This window comes from Nocardia nova (assembly GCF_002933465.1).
In the GTDB taxonomy this organism is placed as follows: Bacteria; Actinomycetota; Actinomycetes; order Mycobacteriales; family Mycobacteriaceae; genus Nocardia; species Nocardia nova_B.
Map to the genome: position 1 here is coordinate 65710 of NZ_PSZE01000013.1, position 21588 is coordinate 87297.

15 protein-coding genes are annotated in these 21588 nt (G+C 67.0%); 6 read left to right on the forward strand and 9 right to left on the reverse strand.

Annotation, left to right across the window (positions count from 1 at the left end; all coding sequences use genetic code 11):
* Positions 1 to 85 precede the first annotated feature (85 nt).
* Positions 86 to 1276, forward strand: coding sequence for an acyl-CoA dehydrogenase family protein (locus C5E41_RS17400; protein WP_104376863.1), 1191 nt, complete (start codon positions 86 to 88; stop codon positions 1274 to 1276).
* A 3-nt stretch (positions 1277 to 1279) separates the two neighbouring features.
* Entirely contained in the window at positions 1280 to 2485 is a 1206-nt protein-coding gene (locus C5E41_RS17405; RefSeq protein ID WP_104376864.1) for an acetyl-CoA hydrolase/transferase C-terminal domain-containing protein, read from the forward strand.
* Between the two features lie 132 nt (positions 2486 to 2617).
* Here the strand turns inward: C5E41_RS17405 and C5E41_RS17410 are convergent, their stop codons facing one another.
* On the reverse strand, positions 2618 to 3538 hold the full coding sequence (locus tag C5E41_RS17410; protein WP_104376865.1) for a LysR family transcriptional regulator: 921 nt from the start codon (positions 3536 to 3538) through the stop codon (positions 2618 to 2620).
* An 87-nt stretch (positions 3539 to 3625) separates the two neighbouring features.
* Positions 3626 to 6001, reverse strand: coding sequence for a CaiB/BaiF CoA-transferase family protein (locus tag C5E41_RS17415; protein ID WP_104376939.1), 2376 nt, complete (start codon positions 5999 to 6001; stop codon positions 3626 to 3628).
* A gap of 32 nt (positions 6002 to 6033) precedes the next feature.
* Between C5E41_RS17415 and C5E41_RS17420 the strand changes: the two genes are divergently transcribed.
* From C5E41_RS17420 to C5E41_RS17430, 3 genes are all read left to right on the forward strand, one after another.
* Positions 6034 to 7545 (forward strand): acyl-CoA dehydrogenase family protein, encoded by a 1512-nt coding sequence (locus tag C5E41_RS17420; RefSeq protein WP_258081035.1) that lies wholly within the window; start codon positions 6034 to 6036, stop codon positions 7543 to 7545.
* A gap of 10 nt (positions 7546 to 7555) precedes the next feature.
* Complete coding sequence (locus tag C5E41_RS17425) at positions 7556 to 8671, forward strand: acyl-CoA dehydrogenase family protein (protein ID WP_104376867.1); 1116 nt, start codon at positions 7556 to 7558, stop codon at positions 8669 to 8671.
* 85 nt (positions 8672 to 8756) lie between these two features.
* On the forward strand, positions 8757 to 11129 hold the full coding sequence (locus tag C5E41_RS17430) for an acetyl-CoA acetyltransferase (RefSeq protein WP_258081036.1): 2373 nt from the start codon (positions 8757 to 8759) through the stop codon (positions 11127 to 11129).
* Between the two features lie 57 nt (positions 11130 to 11186).
* On the opposite strand, the gene C5E41_RS17435 is transcribed toward C5E41_RS17430, so the two are convergent.
* Complete coding sequence (locus C5E41_RS17435; protein ID WP_258081037.1) at positions 11187 to 12269, reverse strand: enoyl-CoA hydratase/isomerase family protein; 1083 nt, start codon at positions 12267 to 12269, stop codon at positions 11187 to 11189.
* A gap of 140 nt (positions 12270 to 12409) precedes the next feature.
* Between C5E41_RS17435 and C5E41_RS17440 the strand changes: the two genes are divergently transcribed.
* Positions 12410 to 13171 carry a 3-hydroxyacyl-CoA dehydrogenase gene (locus tag C5E41_RS17440; RefSeq protein WP_104376869.1) on the forward strand — a complete coding sequence of 254 codons (762 nt, stop codon included), beginning with the start codon at positions 12410 to 12412 and terminating at the stop codon, positions 13169 to 13171.
* 262 nt (positions 13172 to 13433) lie between these two features.
* Here C5E41_RS17440 and C5E41_RS17445 read toward each other — a convergent pair whose 3' ends face one another.
* From C5E41_RS17445 to C5E41_RS17470, 6 genes are all read right to left on the reverse strand, one after another.
* The gene (locus C5E41_RS17445; protein ID WP_104376870.1) at positions 13434 to 14975 is read right to left on the reverse strand and encodes an acyl-CoA synthetase; all 1542 of its coding nucleotides are present in this window, start codon (positions 14973 to 14975) and stop codon (positions 13434 to 13436) included.
* Positions 14976 to 15043: 68 nt separating this feature from the next.
* The gene (locus C5E41_RS17450; RefSeq protein WP_104376871.1) at positions 15044 to 16009 is read right to left on the reverse strand and encodes an NAD(P)H-dependent flavin oxidoreductase; all 966 of its coding nucleotides are present in this window, start codon (positions 16007 to 16009) and stop codon (positions 15044 to 15046) included.
* Positions 16006 to 17619 (reverse strand): AMP-binding protein, encoded by a 1614-nt coding sequence (locus C5E41_RS17455; protein WP_104376872.1) that lies wholly within the window; start codon positions 17617 to 17619, stop codon positions 16006 to 16008. Before C5E41_RS17455 ends, C5E41_RS17450 begins: the two co-directional genes overlap by 4 nt.
* A complete protein-coding gene (locus C5E41_RS17460) occupies positions 17616 to 18665 on the reverse strand; it encodes an aldo/keto reductase (RefSeq protein ID WP_104376873.1) in 1050 nt (349 codons plus the stop codon). Before C5E41_RS17460 ends, C5E41_RS17455 begins: the two co-directional genes overlap by 4 nt.
* A gap of 32 nt (positions 18666 to 18697) precedes the next feature.
* A complete protein-coding gene (locus tag C5E41_RS17465; protein WP_104376941.1) occupies positions 18698 to 19213 on the reverse strand; it encodes a DoxX family protein in 516 nt (171 codons plus the stop codon).
* Between the two features lie 13 nt (positions 19214 to 19226).
* Positions 19227 to 21524 carry an acyl-CoA dehydrogenase family protein gene (locus C5E41_RS17470; protein ID WP_104376942.1) on the reverse strand — a complete coding sequence of 766 codons (2298 nt, stop codon included), beginning with the start codon at positions 21522 to 21524 and terminating at the stop codon, positions 19227 to 19229.
* Positions 21525 to 21588 lie beyond the last annotated feature (64 nt).

The following is a 21588-nucleotide window of genomic DNA, read 5'->3' on the forward strand; positions in this document are numbered from 1 at the left end:
TTGATAGCTGAATTAACAAGCTAATTTGCCTAATTTACTGCCGCCCGGCGGATTCGACCGACCAGGCGACAAGGAGGGAGCCGGCATGGCAGGGACGCCGACCGCACGACAGGGTTCCGGGAACACGTCGGATCAGGCGGATGACACGACCGAATTCCGCGAGCAGCTACGGGCGTGGCTGGAGTCGGTGCCCAGGCCCGCCGGCCTGCGGGACTACGGCCCGACCCCGACGGTGGACGACGTGGGCCCCGGACGGCAATGGCAGCGTCTGCTGGCCGATGCCGGCTATGCCTGCCTGCCGTGGCCGGTCGAGTACGGCGGCCGCGGCGCGAGCATCATGGAACAGGCGGTCTTCGCCGAGGAGACCGCGCGCGCGGGGGTTCCCCGCCAGCTCGGACTGGTCGGCCCGGCGCTGGCCGCGCCGGTGATCATGGAGTTCGGCACCGATGCGCAGCGGGCGCGGTACCTGGAGCCGATCCGGGTCGGCGAACACCTGTGGTGCCAGCTGTTCTCCGAGCCGGAGGCCGGATCGGATCTGGCCTCGCTGCGCACTCGCGCGGTCGCCGAGGGCGACGAGTGGGTGATCGACGGACAGAAGGTCTGGACCAGCGCCGCGGCGGCGGCCGATTACGGTCTGCTGATCGCCAGGACGGGCCCCGGCCGATACGACGGCCTGACCGCGTTCATCGTGCCCATGTCGGCGCCCGGAATCACCGTGCGCCCGCTCGAGCAGATGGACGGTGAGAGCAAATTCAACGAGGTGTTCCTCACCGGCGTGCGACTGCGGGCACAGGATCGGCTCGGGGAGATCGGGCAGGGCTGGGCGGTCGCGACCGCGACGCTGGGCACCGAACGGCTGTCGCTGGGCACGCAGTCGGTGTCGCTGTTCGCCGCGCTGGACGATATCGTCGCCGCCGCGACCCGGCGCGACCGGCTCACTCCGCGCCTGCGCGAGGACATCGTTTCGATCTGGACCCGGATATGGCTGCTGCGCGCGACCTGGCTGCGGGCGGTGCACGCGGAGTCGTCGCTGACCTCCCCGACCTTCTCGGTGCTGAAGGTGATGAGCTCGGAAACCCATCGCGATCTGGCGGATCTGGCCGTCGACGCCCTGGGACTCGATATCACCGACGATCCTGCGGACAATCCGATCGTGCACCGGATGCTCGTCGCCCGGGCGCAAACCATTCTGGGTGGCACCAGTGAGATCCAGCGCAATATTCTCGCCGAACGGGTGCTGGGACTCCCCCGCGAACCCGCTGTGAAGAAGGGCTGACCGATGCCGGCCGACACCGTGGCGTTCACATCGCTCATCCGCCCGGGTTCCACCGTCGCGATCGGTGACGGGTTCGGGGCGCCGCGGGCGCTGTCCGAGCAGCTGACCGCGGTGGCCGAGAACACCGAGGGCCTGCGGCTGGTGCTGGGCTGGATGCCCGTCGCCGATCCCGATCTCGACCCCAGGGCCTTCGCCGATGTGCGAACCTTCATGCCCGGCTGGGGGCTGCGCTCGGCGGTCGCGCAGGGGCATATCCGTTTCCTGCCGGTGCGGCTGTCGGGCACTCCCGCGCTGCTGCACGGGCCGCTGCGTCCCGACGTGCTGGTGGCCACCGTGGTGCCCACGCCGGACGGATATCGGTTCGCCAACGAGATCTCCTGGCAGCGCGCCGCGATCGCCGCCGGCGCCCGGGTGGCCGCGATGGTGTCGCGGGCTGCTCCGGTGTGCGCGGCGGGTCCGGCGCTGCCCGCGGAGCGGCTGACCGTGGTCGGGGAGACTGACCACCCGCCGCTGAACATGCCGGACGAGCCGGTGGCGCCGGAGCTCGAGCGGCTCGTCGATAATCTGGTGCGCTTCATTCCCGAGGGGGCACGATTGCAGATCGGCCCCGGAGCACTCGGTGCGACGGTGCTGCGGAAGCTGGAGGTCCCGGTGCGCATCGACTCCGGGCTGCTGCCGGACTCCGTGGTCGACTTGGCCGAGCGAGACCTTCTCATCGACACCCCGGTGGCGACCTACCTGGCTGGTGGACCGCGGTTGCGGGAGTGGGTGTCGGGCCGAAAGGTGTTGCACCCCATCGAGTTCACCCATGATCCCGGAAGGCTGTCGGCATCACCGCTGTTCGCGGTGAACACCGCCGTGGAGGTCGATACCCACGGCCAGATCAACGTCGAAGGCACCGAACGGGCCGTGGTCGGCGGTATCGGCGGCCACCACGACTACGCGGCCGCGGCGGCGCGGTCGGTGGGCGGGCTCAGCATCATCGCCGTGACCACGACACACCGGGGTCGATCGACCCTGGTCGACCGGCTCTCACGCCCGGTCAGCACACCGTCTCACGATGTCGACATCGTCGTGACCGAACACGGCATCGCGGATCTGCGGGGTCTGGACCGGACGGAACGGACCGAGGCATTGCGCGCCGTATGGGGTTCCGCCGGCGTTCGCGGACCCGAAGATTCTCCCGAAACGGTCGGCGGCACACCATGATCGCCGAGGTTGTCATGTCAGCGGAATCCCGGTCGGTTTCAGACGCGGTAGAAGCGAGGTTCCGCGAGACCTGGCATCCAGGTCGGCAGTGATTCATCGCCGCGTGCTGCGGTGACGTCGGAGTCGCACCTTTCACTCAGTATTGAAAAGGGCGATCAACTCGGTGGTCGCCGACTTCAGCGCAGGGTGCGATGTTGCGCGGTCACGCAGCCAAGCGAGCGCAATCTGACCTTGGCTCCAACTGTTGTCATCGATCGGGACCAGCGTGAACTCCGGCGGCGAGAACACCCGGCCGAAGGATGAATCAGGAGCGTAAGCGACCAGAAGGACCAGTCGTTTGCTACGGACCTGTGCCGCGAGTTCGACCTCGCTTCCCCTCTCCCCCGAGGCCGCGCGCACGATTTGGGTGACACCGCGCGCGTTGAGCCGACGAACCAGCGTCGACATGGCGAGCGGGTTGGCACTGGCGACATCGACGGCAACCTGCCGATCACGCAGATCCTCGATGGTCACCGCGTCGCGTAACGCCAACGGATCATCAGTGCGTACCGCGATGCCACTCTGGTAACGAGAGATCACCCGGAACTCGACCCGCGGGTCGGTGCACGGTAAATGGATCAACCCCAGATCCAAATGACCGGCGACCAGATGTGCAGCCACCTCAGCGGCCGAACCCGGAATGCTGAACTCTGCCGGTGCCGACAGCTGACGCACCGTGTCTTCGAACGCATACAGCAGATCCGACGGCGCATACGCCGTCGCGCCCACCCGCAGGGGGGCGACGCGGTGCGTGATGCTGTTCGCGGTCGTCTCGAATTCAGCGACCAGATCGAGTATCCGTCGCGCGGGCGCGACCAAGGCAGCACCGAGCGCTGTCAGGCGTACCGCGTGATAGTCACGTTCGAACAACGTGCCACCGAGTTCTCGTTCCAGCAGCTTGATCTGCTTGCTGAGCGGCGGCGGAGTGATATGCAGCCGGTCGGCCGCACGCTTGAAATGCAATTCATCCGCGACCGCCAGAAAATACTTCAGGCGGGTGAAGTCAATACCCATGAACTCGTTCCACGTGTCGTCGTCGACCTCCGCATCATAGGTGACGTTGCCGCCTATCGAGCGCTCGGAGCCGCCACCCTGTTGAACTCAGGAACGGGAAGCGACTTCGAGCACGCCCCGACGCACGAGCTCGTCGATCTGCGCCTCGCTCAGGCCGAGCAGATCCTGTGCGATCCGGTAGGTCTGCTCACCGAGCAAAGGTGCCGGACCGAGCGGGGGTGCGGCGACGCCGTCGGCGTGGATCTGCACATTCTCCAGGACATACGGTTCGCTCCCGTACGGGTGGTCCTCCGTGCGAAATGCGTTGCGCCGACGGTAGTACTCCCATACCGGTAGATCGAGGGCGCGCAGCATCGCACCGGCAGGAACCCCGACCGCCTGCATAGTCGTCATCACCTCCATCGGCGAATGCGCGGCAGTCCACTCGGATACCGCCGTCTCGACGCGCCCGCGCTGTGCCAGTCGACCGGCCGCGGTGGACAAGGACGCATCGGACATCAGATCGGGACGGTCGATCACCGAGCAGAGCGCAGCCCAATCGGCGTCGCCGCGCACGGTGACCGCCACCCATTCGTCATCACCCGCGGCGGCGAAGACTCCCCACGGGGCGTCGTGCACACCGTCGCCGGTCACAGTCCGGCCGCTTGCGGCAAGTCGTTCCGCCAGGATCCGCGAGCTGAAATGGCTCAGCATCACCTCCGACTGCGCGATGCTCGCCGACCCGCCTCGCGACGTGCGTTCACGGCGGATCAGCAGCGCCAACGCGGCCATCGCGCCGACGCGGGCACAGACGTGATCCGGGTACACCGTGATCGCGTCACTGAAACTACCCGGCTCGCCCGGATACACCCACTGATCGGTGCAGCCGGTGGCGGCGCGCACCAGTGGGCCGTAGCCGAGACGCTTGGACCAGGGACCGGTGGGTCCGAAGGCGGAGCTGTCGACGACCACGATGCCGGGATTGACATCTTCGAGCGAGCCGTAGTCGAGCCCCAGTGAATTCATCACTCCCGGTTTGAAATTCGTCAGCACGACGTCTGCGGAGCGAACGAGCTCCCGAACCAGTCGTGTGCCTTCGGGGTCGCGCAAGTTGATGCCGATGCTGCTCTTGTTACGGTGACCGGCAGCGAATCCGGGGGTCATACCGGCCGGCCCCTGCGCGCCGCGGGCACCGTCGATGAAGGCGGAATTCTCGATCTTGATGACGTCTGCGCCCAGGTCGCCGAAGAGCCGCCCGGTGTCGCCACCCACCACGATGACACCGAGGTCCAGCACACGAATCCCGTCTAATGGCAGGCTGTCCCGGGTCCGGGGACGGGAGGCCAAGATCGCGCCGCCCGGCCGGGTCGCCGCCGCTTCGGGCACAGCGTCGACCCATGCTCTGGCACCATCGATCTCGACCACACCGGCCGGAACCGGACCGACCACACCTGGGGCGAGTTCGACCTCGCGCAGGAAGCCACGTTGATGAATTTGCTCGGTCGCCAGCGCTTCATCCAGCGTCAGCACCCCGGCGGTCGGCACCCCGTATCGCTGTCCCTGCTGCTCCAGTTCGGCTCGCGTCTTGTCGGCGAAATGCCGTGCGATGGCGGTCAGAAGAGTAGATGAGCGGAACCGGACTATCAGCTTGTCGTACTTCGGGTCCGCGAATTCCTCGGGACGGCCCATCCATTCGAACATGCCCCGCCACTGACGCGTGGCCAGCACACAGATCCGCGCGAACCCGTCTTTGCAGGGAATGATCGGATATTTGTACCGCTCGTCGGCGCGCCCCCGAGGCAGTGCGCTGAGCGGCACCCCGGCCGACGCGCTGCCGGTCATGCCGAAGGCGGGATCGAGCGCCTGCATCGCACCGTCGAGGATCGAGAAGTCGATGCGGGCACCCTTTCCTGTTCGCAGCCGGTCGAGGTACACACTCAGGGTCAGGAATGCCGCCTGCGCGGCGGCAACGTCGTAGGGCAGCTCCCCCGGGGGCACGAGCGGGTCACGCCCGGGGAGGCCGGAACGTGACAGCTCGCTGGTGAGTGCGTGCAGGACCGGCGTAGTGGCCTGCCATGTGCTGAAGTCGTCGGCCCGGCCGAAATCGCTGACAGACAACAGGACCAGGGCCGGGTACCCCTTCCGGATCTCCTCGGTTTCCAACGCCGCCTCGGCCGAACTGCCGGGCGCTGTGTTCTCCAGAAGAATGTCCGAGGCGGTGAGCAGTTCGTCCCATTCCGCTCGCCCCGCGCGCGTCGACCGATCGATCGTGACCGTCCGCGTACCCCGTGTGGCGATGGCGGTGCCGAGAGCGACTCCGTCGACGACCGGACCGAAGCCCGCGTCATCGATGACGCCTACAAGGTGCACGCGGGTGACCGACGCGCCGAGATCGATGAGATGCCGACCGACGTTCTGCATCGGACCGGAGATGAGGTCGAGGACCCGAACGCCGAGCAGGGGCGGATCGTAGCTGGAGGTGATGGTGCTCAAGGCCAACTTCCTTGTCGGTGTGAATGGCGGTCGGCGTGAATGGCGTTGTCACGCCGCCCATATCGCGGTCTCGCGGCAGACGACGGAGTCCGGCGGGCACTGTGAAATCAATGCTGGCGCGGAGCTATTGCGTTGTACATCACAGATCGGGACACCGGCGCATGTCCGAATCGCTCATCTATCGGGGCGCATACACATGTCCGAATGGCTCATGTGGGCGTGATCATGCCGGTCGTTTACCGCCACTGGCGGACGTGGGAATGTCGGAATCAGAACACGACATGAAGTTTCGAGAGGGAAGCATGACGAGCACCGATGGGCCGGTGAGGGCGCCGCAAGTGAGTCTTGCCGAGGAAGTACGTTCCTGGCTGGCGGACAACTGGCATGGCGTCGACGACGCGGCGTGGCGAAGTCGAGTGGTGGGCGCCGGATGGGCGGCGCCGACCTGGCCGACCGATGCCTACGGCCGGGGCCTGTCCCGAGTGGAAGCGAAAACAGTCGCGGCGGAATTCCGCGCGGTGGGAGCGCGCGGCGCGGCAGTCGAGAGCCGTGGTTACCCCGCTCTCGCTGGAAATACGATCGTCGAATTCGGCTCGCCGGAGCTCAAGCGCGAAGTACTGCCCAAACTGCTGTCGGGCGAATGGAGTCGTGGATGCCTGCTCTACAGCGAACCCGGTAACGGCTCGGACCTGGCTGGATTGCAGACACGAGCAGAGCTGGACAACGACGTATTCGTCGTGAACGGCCAAAAGATCTGGACGACAGGCGGACACGAGGCCGACTGCGCGCTGCTACTGGCGCGGACGGACTGGGACAAGCCGAAACATGCCGGGATCAGCTTCTTCATCATCCCCATGGACCTGCCGGGCATCGAGGTCCGCCCGATCAAGCAGATGACCGGGGAATCGGATTTCAACGAGGTCTTCCTTACCGATGTCCGCGTTCCGGCGGGTTCGCTCATCGGTGAGCTGAATGACGGATGGCGAGTGCTGCAGACCGCACTCAAGGAGGAACGCCGCACGATGGGCTTCGAGCTCGGTGCGGCCAAACGCGAAAAGGACGGCCGGGCACCGATTTTCACCGGCGCGAACGACCTCATCGAGGCGGCGCGCGAAGCCGGCAAGCTCGACGACCAGGCCGTTCGGCAGGAGATCATGCGCATTCATTCGTGGCGCCTGGTGAACGACTGGAATGCGATACGCGCCCACAAGCAGATCCAAGCCGGCGGCGGTTCCTCGCTCGCGTCGCTGGGAAAGCTCGCGAAATCACGCATTCTTCACTCGTCGTGGGCATTGCGGTTCCGTTTGCTCGGCGCCCGCGGTCTGCTCTACGACCGGGCCGACGAACAAGCTTACGAGGTCGACCACGAGCTGATGTGGTCGTTCATCAACTCGATCGGCGGCGGCACCGATCAGATCCAACGCAACATCATCAGCGAACGGATCCTCGGCCTGCCCAAGGGATACGAACCCGACCGCGGCGTGCCGTTCCGTGAGGTCCGCAAGGGCGGCACGGCCCGACCGGTCGAGAGCTAGGAGTACGACGTTGTTCGGATCATTCACCGAAACTCAGGACCAGTTACGCGATCTCGTCCGTGACTACCTTCGAGCCAAGTCACCGGAAACCGAAGTCAGGCGCCTGATGGACACCGAGGAGGGGTACGCCCCCGGGGTGTGGACACAGATGGCGCGCGAACTCGGTCTGCAAGGCTTGGCGATCCCGGAGCAGTACGGCGGTCAGGGTGCGGGCTGGATAGAACTGGGGATCGTGCTCGAGGAAATGGGGCGCACGTTGCTGTGCGCTCCGTTCTTCTCCACCGTTGTACTCGCTTCCACTTCCCTGCTCGAGTCCGGCGACGAAGAGGCCAAGCAGCAGTATCTCCCCGCGATCGCCGACGGTTCCCTGATCGCCACTGTGGCGCTGCCGGAAGACAATGGACGCTGGAATCCGGATGAGGTCACCGTCCGGGCCGTCCACTCGCCCGACGGTTGGACCGCGAGTGGCGCAACACGTTTCGTACTGGACGGAGCCATCGCGCAACTGATCATCGTGCCGGCCCGGACTGCGAGCGGTATCTCACTGTTCGCCGTCGAGGCAGCGGCCCCCGGTCTTGTCCGCACGCCCTCGATCACTCTCGATCAAACGCGGAAATTCGCGACAATAGAGCTGGACAACACTCCGGCACGCCTGATCGGCGCGGAAGGCGGTGGGCGGCGGATACTGGAACGGGTTTTCGATTTTGCCGCCGTCGCCCTCGCGGCCGAGCAGGCCGGCGGAGCTCAGGCGGTGCTGGACACATCGGTCGACTACCTGAATTCGCGGGTGCAGTTCGGTCAGGTGATCGGCGCGTTCCAAGCACTGAAACACATGGCCGCCGATGTGCTGATCGAAGTCGAGTCCGCCAAATCGGCGGCGTATTACGCTCTCGAAGCCGCCGCCGAGGACAACGACGAACTCCCGGCCGCGGCAGCACTGGCTCAGGCGTACTGCAGCGAGGCATTTGTCACCGCAGCCCACCAGAACATCCAGTTTCACGGCGGTATGGGCTTCACCTGGGAGATGTCGGCCCACTTGTATTTCAAGCGTGCACGATCGTCGGAAGTGTTCCTCGGCGATGCCTTCACACATCGCGAGTCACTGGCCCAGCACATCGGAATCTGATCTGAACCGTCAAATCGCTACCCCCCCAGCGGTTCTGACTTGGCTCGACAACATCAGGCCGCCTCATTCGAAACAGGAACACAACGTGACCGATTACTCCGCGCTCGACCCACGCACGCCTGTCCTCGTCGGAGTCGGGCAATCCTCCGAGCGCCTCGGCGACCCCCAGTACCGTGGCCGTTCCGCGGTGGACCTCGCGGCGGACGCCGCCCGGGCAGCGCTCGCAGACACCGCTGCGGACGTGGTCGCGGTGAGCGCGGCGATCGACACCGTCGCCGGCGTGCGGCAGTTCGAGATCTCCACCCCGGGCGCTCGCGCACCGCTGGGCAAATCCGACAACTATCCGCGCTCGGTGGCGGGCCGGGTGGGCGCCGCACCACGGCGAGCCATCCTCGAAGTCAGCGGCGGTCAGTCTCCGCAGCACTTGATCACCGAACTGGCCGGCACGATCGCCCACGGCGACGCCGAGGTCGCGCTCGTCTTCGGCTCCGAGGCCATCTCGACCACTCGGCACCTGGCCAAGTCTCCTGACAAGCCGGACTTCACTGAGACGGCCGACGGCAGTCTCGAGGACCGGGGTTACGGCTTGCAGGGGCTCAGCTCCCGCCATCTGGCTGTACACGGACTTACCGGTGCGCCAAGCCAATACGCCTTGTTCGAAAACGCCCGGCGGGCCCGCCTGAAGCAGTCGCGCGACGAGTACGCCTCCGCGATGGGCCAGTTGTTCGCCCCGTTCACCAAGGTAGCCGCGACCAATCCGCACGCCGCCGCGCCGGTGGAACGGGATGCGGCCGAACTGTGCGCGCCGACCGAACGCAATCGCCTGATCGCCGAGCCCTACACGCGATTCCTCGTTGCTCGCGATCAGGTGAACCAGGGCGCCGCCGTCGTACTGATGTCGATCGGCGCGGCCCGGCGACTCGGCGTACCGGAGGACCGCTGGGTATTCCTGCATGGTCACGCCGACCTGCGCGAACCCGCGCTGATGGACCGGGTGGATCTGTCCTGCGGGCCGGCATCGGTGCGCGCGATCCAGCACGCGCTCGAGGTCGCCGAGGTCGGCTTGGACGAGATCGCGACCATCGACCTATACAGTTGCTTCCCCATCGCGGTGTTCAATATCTGCGAGGGCCTGAACCTCGCGACGGACGATCCCCGCGGCCTGACCGTGACCGGCGGCCTGCCGTTCTTCGGCGGTGCGGGCAACAACTACTCCATGCACGCCGTCGCGGAAACGGTTGCCCGGCTGCGCGCAGAACCCGGTACGTTCGGCCTCGTCGGCGCCAACGGCGGCACGCTCAGCAAGTATTCCGTCGGGATCTACTCCACAACCCCGGCGCAGTGGCGTCACGACCACAGCACCGAGCTGCAGGCCGAGATCGATGCGTGGCCCGCACCCGAGCAGGCACTACACGCCGACGGCTGGGCCACTATCGAGACCTACACCGTCAAACACGACAAAGGCAGCCGCATCGGGGTGGTGATCGGGCGACTCGAGGCCGACGACCGCCGGTTCGTCGCCAGAACCCAAGACGGTGACGAGGAGATCCTCGACCGCCTCACCACCGGCGAACCGATCGGCGCCCGGGTCTACGTCCGTTCGTTCGGCTTCGGCAACCGCGTGACCACGACACCTACCAGGATGGACCACCTGTTCCCAGCCCGTCCGAAAATGTTGCGCGACAATTACGAACATGTGCTGGTACGCCGCGACGGGCATCTGCTCGAGGTGACGATCAACCGGCCGGAGGCGCGCAACAGCCTGCACCCAGCCGCGAACGAAGAACTCGACGAGATCTTCGACGCCTACTTCGCCGACCCTGAGTTGTGGGTCGCGATTCTAACCGGTGCAGGTGACAAGGCCTTCTCCGCAGGCAACGATCTCGTCTACTCCGCATCGGGAAAGCCGGTGTGGGTGCCCAAGAACGGATTCGCGGGACTGACCAGTCGCCGCGAGATGACGAAGCCGGTCATCGCCGCCGTCAACGGCTTCGCGATGGGCGGCGGGTGCGAAATCGCGCTGGCCTGCCATCTCGTGGTCGCGGACGAGACCGCGAAATTCGCACTGTCCGAGGTGAAGGTCGGGTTGGCTGCGGGAGCCGGCGGGCTGGTGCGCCTGCCGCGCACCGTGCCGCAGAAGGTGGCCACCGAAATGATCCTTACGGGGCGGCGCATCAGTGCCCACGAGGCACAGTCCTACGGATTGGTGAACCGTGTGGTCGCTCCCGGCAGCGTTGTGGAGGGCGCGCGGGCACTGGCGGAAGAGATCCTCGACGGCAGTCCTACCTCGGTTCGGATCTCACTGCAGATCATGTCCGAGACCGCCGGGATCGCCGATACTCACGACGCCGTCACCCACCCCTCTCCAGCACTCGACGAGCTCATGCTCAGCGAGGACAGCGTCGAGGGCATCGCGGCGTTCGCGGCCAAACGGCGTCCGATCTGGCGCAATCGCTGACCAGGTGCCCCGCGTCCCCGGCTAGCACACCTGCTACGAGCCGCTGCCGGGGCGGGGCTAAGCGTCGCGACGGCCGCAGAACTCGGGGGTGGCCGGATCGACACGGTCGACCTGGTCGACCAAACCCCACCGCACCGCGGTCTCGGCGTCGATCCGCTCCCCCGTCAGCATCATCCATCCCGCCCGCCACCGGCCGATACGCCGCACAACGCTCACCGTCCCACCGGCGCCCGGCACCAGCCCCATCCCGATCTCCGGCAACTGAAAAAACGTGCCCGGGGCGGCGATCACGCGACCGGCGAACGCCGCCATCTCGATCCCCGCCCCGATACAGCCGCCGTGCACCCGCGCTGTGACCCGATCACGCAGCCGATCGATGATCCGCCACGGCGCCCGCTCCAGACGCACCAGGTACGCGGCGACCAAATCGGTGGCGATTCCGAATTCGTCGAGATCCCCGCCGCTGCAGAAAACCGGTCCGGCACCACGCATTTCGACCTGCCCGATCGATGGGTCGAGCTCCGCCAGCTGCAATGCCTCCAGCAGCGACTCACGCATCCGCATACTCAACGCATTGCGCCGGTCCGGATTGTCCAGTACGACATCGAGCCGCTCACCCGCACGCCCGACCCGCACGAACGGCCGCTCCGATGAAACCACCGGCCGCACCGGACGTTCGGCGCGCCAGCGCGCGAATTCGCTGCCGCCCAACAACATCGAATACACCGCCGCCTCCGCGGCGAGCCCCGCTTCCACATCCAGCGCCGCCGTCTGCCGCAACAGTCTGCCCAAAGCCACACACGCACGCGGATTCCGGCCCACCGCGTCCGAGAGCCGATCCAACCCGGCCGCGACATCGGCGCATTCGACCAGTTCACGACCCGCGCGTCGCGACGAGGTCAAGGTCAGGGTCATGGCACGCAGCAACGGTTCCAGATCCGCTGTCGGCTCGGACTCGAGCACCCCCACGGCGATTCGAAGACCTCCCGACACCGCTTCGGCGGCGCGCTGGATCCGGGCAGGGGACTCGCCTCGCCACTCGTCAAGCGAGACCACCACCAGCGGCGACTCAGGATCGCCGAGCGGACTCAGCCGCAACTCCAACGCGCCCGGGACGAGCGACAACCGTTCGTACACCACTCCTCGATCCTTACACCACCGGTCCGAAGTTCGTCGAACCGGCCGCGTCTACCCACCAACCATTTCCTTCAGATAGATTACATAGTGAACTATGTTATGGGAGTTGGTGAAATCTCCCGCCGTTATGAAAGGACATCCAGATGCAGATCAACGACAGCGTCGCCGTCGTCACCGGCGGCGCCTCCGGGCTCGGTTTGGCCACCACCAAGGCTTTGCTCGCCGACGGCGCCCACGTCGTCATCCTCGATCTCCCCTCCTCCAACGGTGAAGCGGTCGCGAAGGAGCTCGGCGACCGGGTGCGCTTCGTCGCCGCCGACGTCACCGATGAGAGCGCGGTGTCACAAGCCCTCGATGTCGCCGAATCTCTCGGACCGTTGCGAGTCGCGGTCAACTGTGCCGGGATCGGCAACGCGATCAAGACCGTCGGAAAGAACGGCGCCTTCCCGCTCGACGCATTCACCAAGGTTGTCACGGTCAACCTGATCGGCACCTTCAACGTGCTGCGCCTGGCCGCCGAACGCATCGCCAAGACCGAACCGGTCGACGGCGAGCGCGGCGTCATCATCAACACCGCCTCGGTCGCCGCCTTCGAGGGCCAGATCGGGCAGGCCGCCTACTCCGCATCCAAGGGCGGCGTGGTGGGCATGACGCTGCCGATCGCCCGTGATCTGGCCTCGCTGCTGATTCGGGTGAACACCATCGCGCCGGGGCTGTTCAAGACGCCGCTGCTGGGCACCCTGCCCGACGAGGCACAGAAATCGCTCGGCGCGCAGGTGCCGCACCCGTCCCGACTCGGTGACCCGTCCGAATGCGGCGCTCTCGCAGCACATATCGTTTCCAACCCGATGCTCAATGGGGAAACCGTTCGCCTCGACGGTGCCATCCGCATGGCGCCGCGCTGAAGTCTTGGCAGCGCTCGTGCGGCGGTCCGGTTCACGAACGGATCGAGCCGCCGCACGACCACCGATGGGGCCTACAGCGTTCGCGGGCGCCCGGCCGGGTGGCCGCCGTCGAGTCGCCCGAAATACGCAGTCGCGCATGGAGATCGAGGGTTGCGCTACTCGCGGAATGCCCGGCCGGCCGGCAGCGATACGGATCCTCAACGGATCGGCACCGTATGACATCGCCGAAAGGACGTGGATTCGGTGCGGAGCCGGCGGGGGTTCAGCTCGGAGGCAAGGGCACACGCGCCTCGCCGTATTCCACCATTAGTTGGCGCCGCAGGACTTTTCCGCTGGGCAGCCGTGGCACTTCGCCGAATGCGATCGATCGGGGCGCCTTGTAGTGCGCCAGCTTGTCGCGGCAGTAGTCGATCAGTTGTCGTTCGAGATCCGGGCATGGCCGGACGCCAGCCGCCGGTTGGACTATGGCGTGCACGCGCTGGCCCATTTCCTCGTCCGGCACTCCGATCACCGCCACGTCGAAGACGGCCGAGTGCAGGGTAAGCGCGTCCTCGATCTCCTGCGGATAGATGTTCACCCCGCCGGACAGGATCAGATCGGATCGGCGGGCCGACAAGTACAGGTAGCCGTCCTCGTCGACATGCCCCAGGTCGCCGAGGGTGTTCCAGCCCTTGTCGTTGAACGCCTCCGCGGTTTTGGCGGCGTCGCCGAGGTATTCGAATCGCTTGATGTCGCTGAACCAGACGGTGCCGACCTCGCCCGGCGCGAGTTCGTTGCCCTCGTCGTCGCAGATGTGCACGACGCCCTGGACCGCTTTGCCGACGGATCCTCGATGGGTGAGCCATTCCGGTGTGTTGATCATGAAGAATCCGGTTCCTTCACTGCCGGAGTAGAACTCGGTCAGCTTCGGGCCGAACCATTCGATCATGCGCTGTTTGACCTCCACCGGGCACGGGGCGGCGGCATGCATGACCAGCCGGAGGCTGGATACGTCGTAGCGGTCCCGAATATCGTTGGGCAGCTTCAGCATTCGCACGAACATGGTCGGTACGAACTGGGCGTGGGTGACGTGGAATTGATCGATGAGCCGCAGGGTTTGTTCGGCGTCGAATTTCTCCATCACGATCGCGGTGCCGCCGTTGCGTACGGTGCCCAGGGTCCAGCCCAGCGGCGCGGCGTGGTAGAGCGGACCGGGGCTGAGGTAGACCGAATCCGGTCCGAAGCCGAACGCGCTGCCCATCAGGTGGTCGATGCCCAGTCCGGTACCGAACGGCTGCCCGGTCAGGGTCGGCAGAATTCCCTTGGGGCGTCCGGTCGTTCCGGACGAATACAGCATGTAGTAGCCCTCGGACTCGTCGGCGATCGGGGTGCCGGGCAGGTCCGCGATCGCGTCGTCGAGGCGTTCGGTGTCCTCGGCACTGTCGCCGACCACCAGACGCGAGCGCAGCTCGGGCGCGGCCGCTTCCGCCGCCGCGGCGAGATCGGCCAGGGCTGCCGAATGGATCAGCATCCGGGCACCGCAATTGGCGACGATGTAGGCCGCTTCGTCGGCGCTGAGGTGCCAGTTGACCGGGGTGTAGAGCAGGCCGGATCGCTGCGCGGCCCAGGCGATCGGGAACACCTCGAGCTGATTGCGCAGCAGGATCGCGATGTGGTCGCCGGGGCCGAGTCCGCGCGCTCGGAACAGGTGTGCGATCTGGTTCGAGCGCTGCTCGAGCTCACGATAGGTCAGCGTTTCGCCGCTGTCCGCCATCACGATCGCGGGCTTGTCCGCGTACCGGGCGGCCAGTTCCGTGAGATTCATACCTCATCCCGTTCCTTCTCGTCGCGTGACGGTGCCGGCTTTGCTGCTACCGATCATCGATGCGCCGTTCAACCGTTGTGCGACAGGGCCTTTCGCCAATCAGCAGGTATACGCGCGTTGTCGAACTCGACGGCGAGCCGGTCCACGACCGCCTGCACGCTCGGCACATCGTTGATCAGTCCGGTCGAATGCCCGGCGCTCCACACCGACTTCCACGGTTTGATGCCCGCGGGCAGGTTGGGGCGATGCTTACCCGTCGGCCGGGGCAGGTTCTTCGGATCGAGACCGGCCCGGACGATCGACGGCTCGAGGAAACTCGCCGGCAGGCCGGCGATCGCATCGGTGAACAGCACGTCCTCACTCTTGGAGGTGACCAGCATCTGCTTGTGGTCATCGACGGTGCCCGATTCGGCGGTGGCGATGAATCGGGTGCCCATGACCACGATATCTGCGCCGAGCGCGAGCGCGGCGGCGATCCCGTTGCCGTCGGCGATGCCGCCGGCCAGCATGATGCGGCCGTCGAAGATGCTGCGGACCTTCGGCAGGAACGAGAACGGCGACAGGGTTCCCGCATGTCCGCCCGCACCCGCGCAAACCAGCATCAGTCCGTCGACACCCGCCTCGATCGCCTTCGCGGCGTGCCGGATGGTCGTCACATCGTGAAAGACCATGCCGCCCCATTCGTGCGCCGCGTCGACGACCTCGCGTGGGTCGCCCATATTGGTCAGGATCAGCGGCGCCCGATGCTTGCGCACGGTGGCCAAGGCCTCGTCGCGGGCCCGTTTGTCCAGGGCCGCGGAGGCGAGCATGTTCACACAGAACGGCGCGAACTCACCACCGGCGTCCACGGTCTGCTTCTCGGCCTCGCGGATCGCATGCAGCCAGGTGTCGAGGGTTTCCGGGCGGCGCGGGTTGGCCGACGGGAACGCGCCGATGATGCCGGCCCGGCACGCGGCGATGACCAGGTCGAGGTTGGAGACGATGAACATCGGCGCCGCCATCACCGGCAGTCGCAGTGAGTTCCAGTTGATCATGTGTTGTCCACCTTGGCGAAGTATTTCTTCCGCAGGTCGGCCTTGCGGATCTTGCCCACCGCGGTGCGCGGCAGTTCGTCGACGATCACGAGTTTCTCGGGGATCTTCTGCTTGGCCAGACCGGAGGCTGCGAAGTGGCGGCGGATCTGGTCGAGATCGAGTTCGGCACCGGGTGCGAGGACAACGATCGCGGCGGCGACCTCGCCGTACCGCTCGTCGGGTGCGGCCACGACCACGCCCTCGGCGACGGCTGGGTGAGTGCCCAGAACATCCTCGATCTGACCGGAGGAGATCGTCTCGCCGGCGCGGATGACAACGTCCTTGATCCGGTCGGTGATGGAGAGCCGGCCGTCGCTGTCGAGGTGGCCGAGGTCACCGGTGCGCATCCAGCCGTCGTCGGTGAATGCGGCCCGGTTGAGCACGGAGTCGCGGTAGCCGACGAACTGGTCGGGTCCGCGGGTGACGATCTCGCCGTCGACTCCGGCCGGCACGTCACGGCCGGCGGGGTCCAGCACACGGACGTCCACGCCGGGCAGTGGGGAGCCGTCGGTGTGGATGCGTACATCCTGCGGATCGTCGACGCTGCAGACGGTGATGGTGGGGTGCTCGGTCGAGCCGTAGCACCGGTAGGTGGTGATGCCGGCCGCCGCGGCCCGCCTGCCCAGTTCGTCGGGAACCGTTGCCGCACCGAGCATCAACTCGGTCAGGGTGGCCAGTTTGTCGCCGCGGTCGGCCACATCCAGGATCCCGGTCAGGTGGAACGGCGTGCCGACCGTGGAGGTGACGCCGTACCGGCCGATCAGTTCGACCGCGGTGCGCGGGTCCCAATTCTCCAGGTACACGGTTTCGGTGCCGTGCAGGATCGGCCGCAGCACACTGCCCACGCCCGCGATGTGGCCGGGCGGGAACGACACCAGATGCACCGCCCCCGCAGTCGTGTTCTGCAGCCGCGGAAGCGTGCGCTGCTCGGCGAGCATCGAATTATGGCTGTGCTGAACACCTTTCGGCGCCGAGGTGGTCCCGGAGGTGTAGACGAGCAGGCAGACGTCGTCGGACCGCACATTCGGTTCGGTATACACGCCGTCGCGGTCGAGACCCGCCCAGCTCGTGGCACCTGCGTATTCGCCGTCGCCGACCACCACGATCCGTTCCAGAGTCGCAACCGCCGACAGCTCGGTGATCCGGTCGGTGTAGCGGGTCGAGCGGACCCGGTCCGGCATGATCAGTACCTTCGCCCCGGATTCCGCGAGGATGAACGACAGTTCGGCCGTGCCGTAGATGTGCACGACCGGAACCAGCGTCGCACCGGTGAGCAGCACCGCCTCGTAGGCCACCGAACATTCGAACCTGTTCGGCAATTGCACGACCACCGCGTCACCGGGTCCGACGCCCATCCCCTGCAAGGCGGCCGCGACGCGCCGTGCCTCGCGGTGAATCTCGCCCACCGAACTGTCGATCAGCGCGTCGGCCCCGGCGAAGACCACCGCCGTGTCCGCATACTTCTCGCCGCCCTCTTCCAGCGCGTCGACGACCGTGCGGTCGGAGTACCAGCCGTCCCGGTACCACTTGGCGCGCAACGCCTCCGGATCGTAGGTGGCGATATCTGTCATCGCGTCGCTCCCATCGACCGGGCGGATCTGCGCAAATGCTTGTGCCGCACCGCGCGCGGCTCGTAGGCCAGGTCGGCGCGCGCGAGGGTCACGCCGGGAGCCACCACCTCGTCCACCAGATCGAGCACCTCGTCGGTCAGCGCGGTGTCCACGACCTTCAACTGGCTTTCCAGCTGGTCCATCGTGCGCGGGCCGATGATGGTCGAGGTCACCGCGGGGTGGGCGAGGGTGAAACCGAGCGCCAGGGTGATCAGATCGATGCCCGCCTCGGCGGCGATAGCGTCGAGCCGGTCCAGCAGTGCGAGTTTGCGTTGGGCGCCGTCGGAATCGATGCGCCATGCCCCGTGCCCGAGGCGGCTGAACCGCGCGGTGGCATCGGACTCGTTGTCGCGCCGGTACTTTCCGGTGAGCCATCCGCCGTTGAGCGGACTCCAGACGATGGCACCCATGCCGTAGCGCTGACAGGTGGGGAATACGTCGCGTTCGGCGCCGCGCACGAAGATCGAATACGGCGGCTGCTCACAGCGCGGCCTGATATGGCCACGGTCGGCGGCCACCCACTGCGCCTCGACGATCGCCTCCGCCGGAAACGTCGAGGTGCCCACCATCCGCACCTTGCCAGAACGGACGAGATCCGACAGCGCACCGAGGGTTTCGTCCAGATCGGTGGCCTCGTCGAGCCGATGCACCTGATACAGGTCGATGTAATCGGTGCCGAGTCGGCGCAGGCTGTCCTCACAGGCCCGCACGATCCAGCGCCGCGAGGCTCCGCGTTGGTTGGGATCGCGGCTCATCGCGTTGAAGAATTTGGTCGCCACCACCACATCGTCGCGACGACCGGCGATCGCCTTCCCGACGATCTCCTCGGACTCGCCGCGCGAGTACACATCGGCAGTGTCGATGAAGTTGATGCCCGCATCCAGCGCGCGATCGATGATCGCGCGGCAGTTGTCGTGATCGGCGTTACCCAGGGCCCCGAACGACATCGCGCCCAGGCACAGCCGCGAGACGGTGACGCCACTGCGCCCCAGATGCTCGAACTCCATACTCATGGTCCCTTCTTCCGCGCCGAGAGCCGCTAGCTCGCGACGCTCGCTTCGCGCACCGGGCGATAGCACGCACCCAGCAGCCCCACCGCCGCCGCGAGGCCGAGTACCACCGACACCGCGAATCCGGCCCAGCCGTCGAAGACGTTGCGGCCGAAGATCGCCCAGTCCAGACTCAACCGGCCCGCGCCTCCGACCGCGACGGAGACCGCGCCGACCGCGAGGATCAGGTTGTACTCCCACCCGTTGGCGGTGATGAAGAAGCCGTGCCCGCGATGCACCGTCCACGCGGCCACCAGCATCAGCGAGACGAACGCGGACGAAGCGAACGGGGTCAGCAGGCCGAGTGCGAGCAGGATTCCGGCGCCCAACTCGGTGCCCGCGGCGAGCCACGCCTGCAGGGTGCCGGGACGCATGCCGATGCTGTCGAACCATCTGGCGGTGCCGGGAATTCGGCCGCCGCGGAACAGCTTTGCGTATCCGTGGGCGGCCATGGTCAGTCCCATGCACACCCGCAGCAGGGCCAGGCCCGCATCGACCGCAGTCACCAGATCTCCTTGTTCACGACAGTCGGGCCAGTACCGCACCGGCGGCACGGTCGCGCAGATTCTCCGCCCGGCCGAGCGCGACCTGATTGGCGGTGGCTCGGCGCAGCAGCAGGTGGGCGGGATGTTCCCAGGTGAATCCGATACCGCCGTGGATCTGGATGCAGTTCTCCGCCGCCCATACCGCGGCGTCGAGCGCGGCCGCGGTCGCGATATCGGTGGACAGTCGCGACTCGGCGTCGCCGGCCTCAACTTCGGCCGCGGACAGCACCTGGGCGCGCGCGCCCTCCGCCCGGACCAGCATGTCGGCGCAGCGATGCGAGATGGCCTGATACGAGCCGATCAGGTGACCGAACTGCTCGCGCTGCCCAGCCCAGTCGACGGCGAGCGCCAGGGCCCGGTTCGCGACCCCGACCGAGTCGGCCGCGAGCACCAACTGGGCCACCGGCCGTGCGGCGTCGAGGATTCGGGTCACCTCGGCCCCGCGGGCGATGATCTGCGGCTCGACACCGTCCAGCACCACCACACCGATGGTGCCGGTGACATCGACCGATTCCTGCGGATCGATCTCGACCTCGATGGGTTTCGCCGTGCCGAGCACCAACTCGCCGGTAGCGACATCGCGTGCGAGCAGCACCAGCCGATCGGCGACCGGCGCCCCCGGCACCCGCTCGACCGAACCCGACAGCCGGGTCCCGTCGAGCATCGGCAGCGGGCCATCGACGGTCCAGCCGTTGTCGTCGACGGGAACCACGAAGGCCGCGGTGGCGCCGTCACATACCGCACGCACGGCCTCGGTCGCACCGGCCTGCGACAGCACCTCGAGCGCGATGAGAGTCGGAACCAGCGGCACCGGGGCGACCGCGTAGCCGGCCTCCTCGACGGCCGCCGCCAACAGGCGAAGGCTCGCGCCACCGCCGCCGAGTGCCTCCGGCAATGCGAGACCGGGCAGGCCGAACCGGATCAGCTCGTCCCAGAGCCCGATGTCGTAGTCGGCGGTCTTCGTCGCCCAGGACAGCAACTGCTCGGTGCTCGTGTGCGAGGCCAGCGCCTTGCCGAGGACCTCGCGCAGAGCGGCCTCGTCCTCGTCCGGCGGGGACAATGGGCGCCCCGGCGCGACCGCTGCCGGACGGGTGCCTTCGCCGCGATGCGACGGCAGCCCGAGCACCTGCTCGGCGATCGCGTTGCGCTGGATCTCCGCAGTGCCGGCGCCGATGGTCGAGGCCCTGGTCATGAAATAGCCGTAGGTCCAACTGCCGCCGGCGACCGCACCCGGCGACCGGCCACCGAGGGCCGCGCCCGATCCGGTCAGCCGCAGCGCGAGCCGGTGCAACCGCTGTTCGAACTCCGATTTGACGAGGCGATTCACCGAGGCGACCCCGCCCGGATCCGCTTGGCGCAGAACGGCATCGAGGGCGCGCGCGCTGTTGGCCGCGATGGCGCGCACGCCGGTTTCGACGGCGGCGAGTTCCTGGCGAATCAGGGCATTGTCGGCGTAGCCCTGGCTGATCGCGAGGGAGAACACCTTGTCCACCAGACCGCGGTAGCGGAACTCGTCGGCCAGGAATGCGGTCGCACGCTCGTGGCCGAGGGAGGTCCGCATCACCGACCAGCCCTTACCCTCCTCGCCGACCAGGTTCTCCGCGGGCACCACGACATCATCGAAGAAGACCTCGGCGAAGTGATACCCGCCGGAGGCGTCGCGCAGGGGCCGGACGTCGATGCCGGGTGAGTTCATCGGGATCAGCAAATAGCTGATGCCGTCGGTGCCGCGACCGGCCGGACCGGTGCGCACCAGGGTGAACATCCAATCTGCCTCGGTGGCCTGCGTGGTCCAGATCTTCTGGCCGGTGACGCGGTAGGTGTCGCCGTCGCGTACCGCCTTCGTGGAGAGCGAGGCCAGGTCGCTGCCCGCGCCGGGCTCGGAGAAGCCTTGGCACCAGTTCTCGTCGGCCCGCAGCAGCGGTTCGAGGAACCGCTTCTTCTGCAGTTCGCTGCCGTAGACGATGAGGGTGGGCGCGACGATGAAGGCGATCGGGTTCGGATGCTTCGGGGCACCGGCGGCGCTGGTCATCCGGTAGTAGTCGAGCTGGTCTTCGAGCCCGAGCTCGAGTCCGCCGACAGCTTTGGGCCAGCCGGGTGCGGCCACTCCCGCGTCGACCAATTCCGACTGCCAGGCGCGTGCCGCCGCGGCACGTTCCCTCGACGTCTGCGGCCGCGGACGCTTCGCATAGTCGTCGAGCAGCGCGGTCAAGCGCTCACGCCAGTCGCCCGTCCCGGTCGGCCCTGTCGCCGGACCTGTCGATCCTTCCACCACGCCTCCTCAGCCAATTTTCAATAAGCACTAGGTTAACTTAGTAAGAGATTACAGCTCCGCC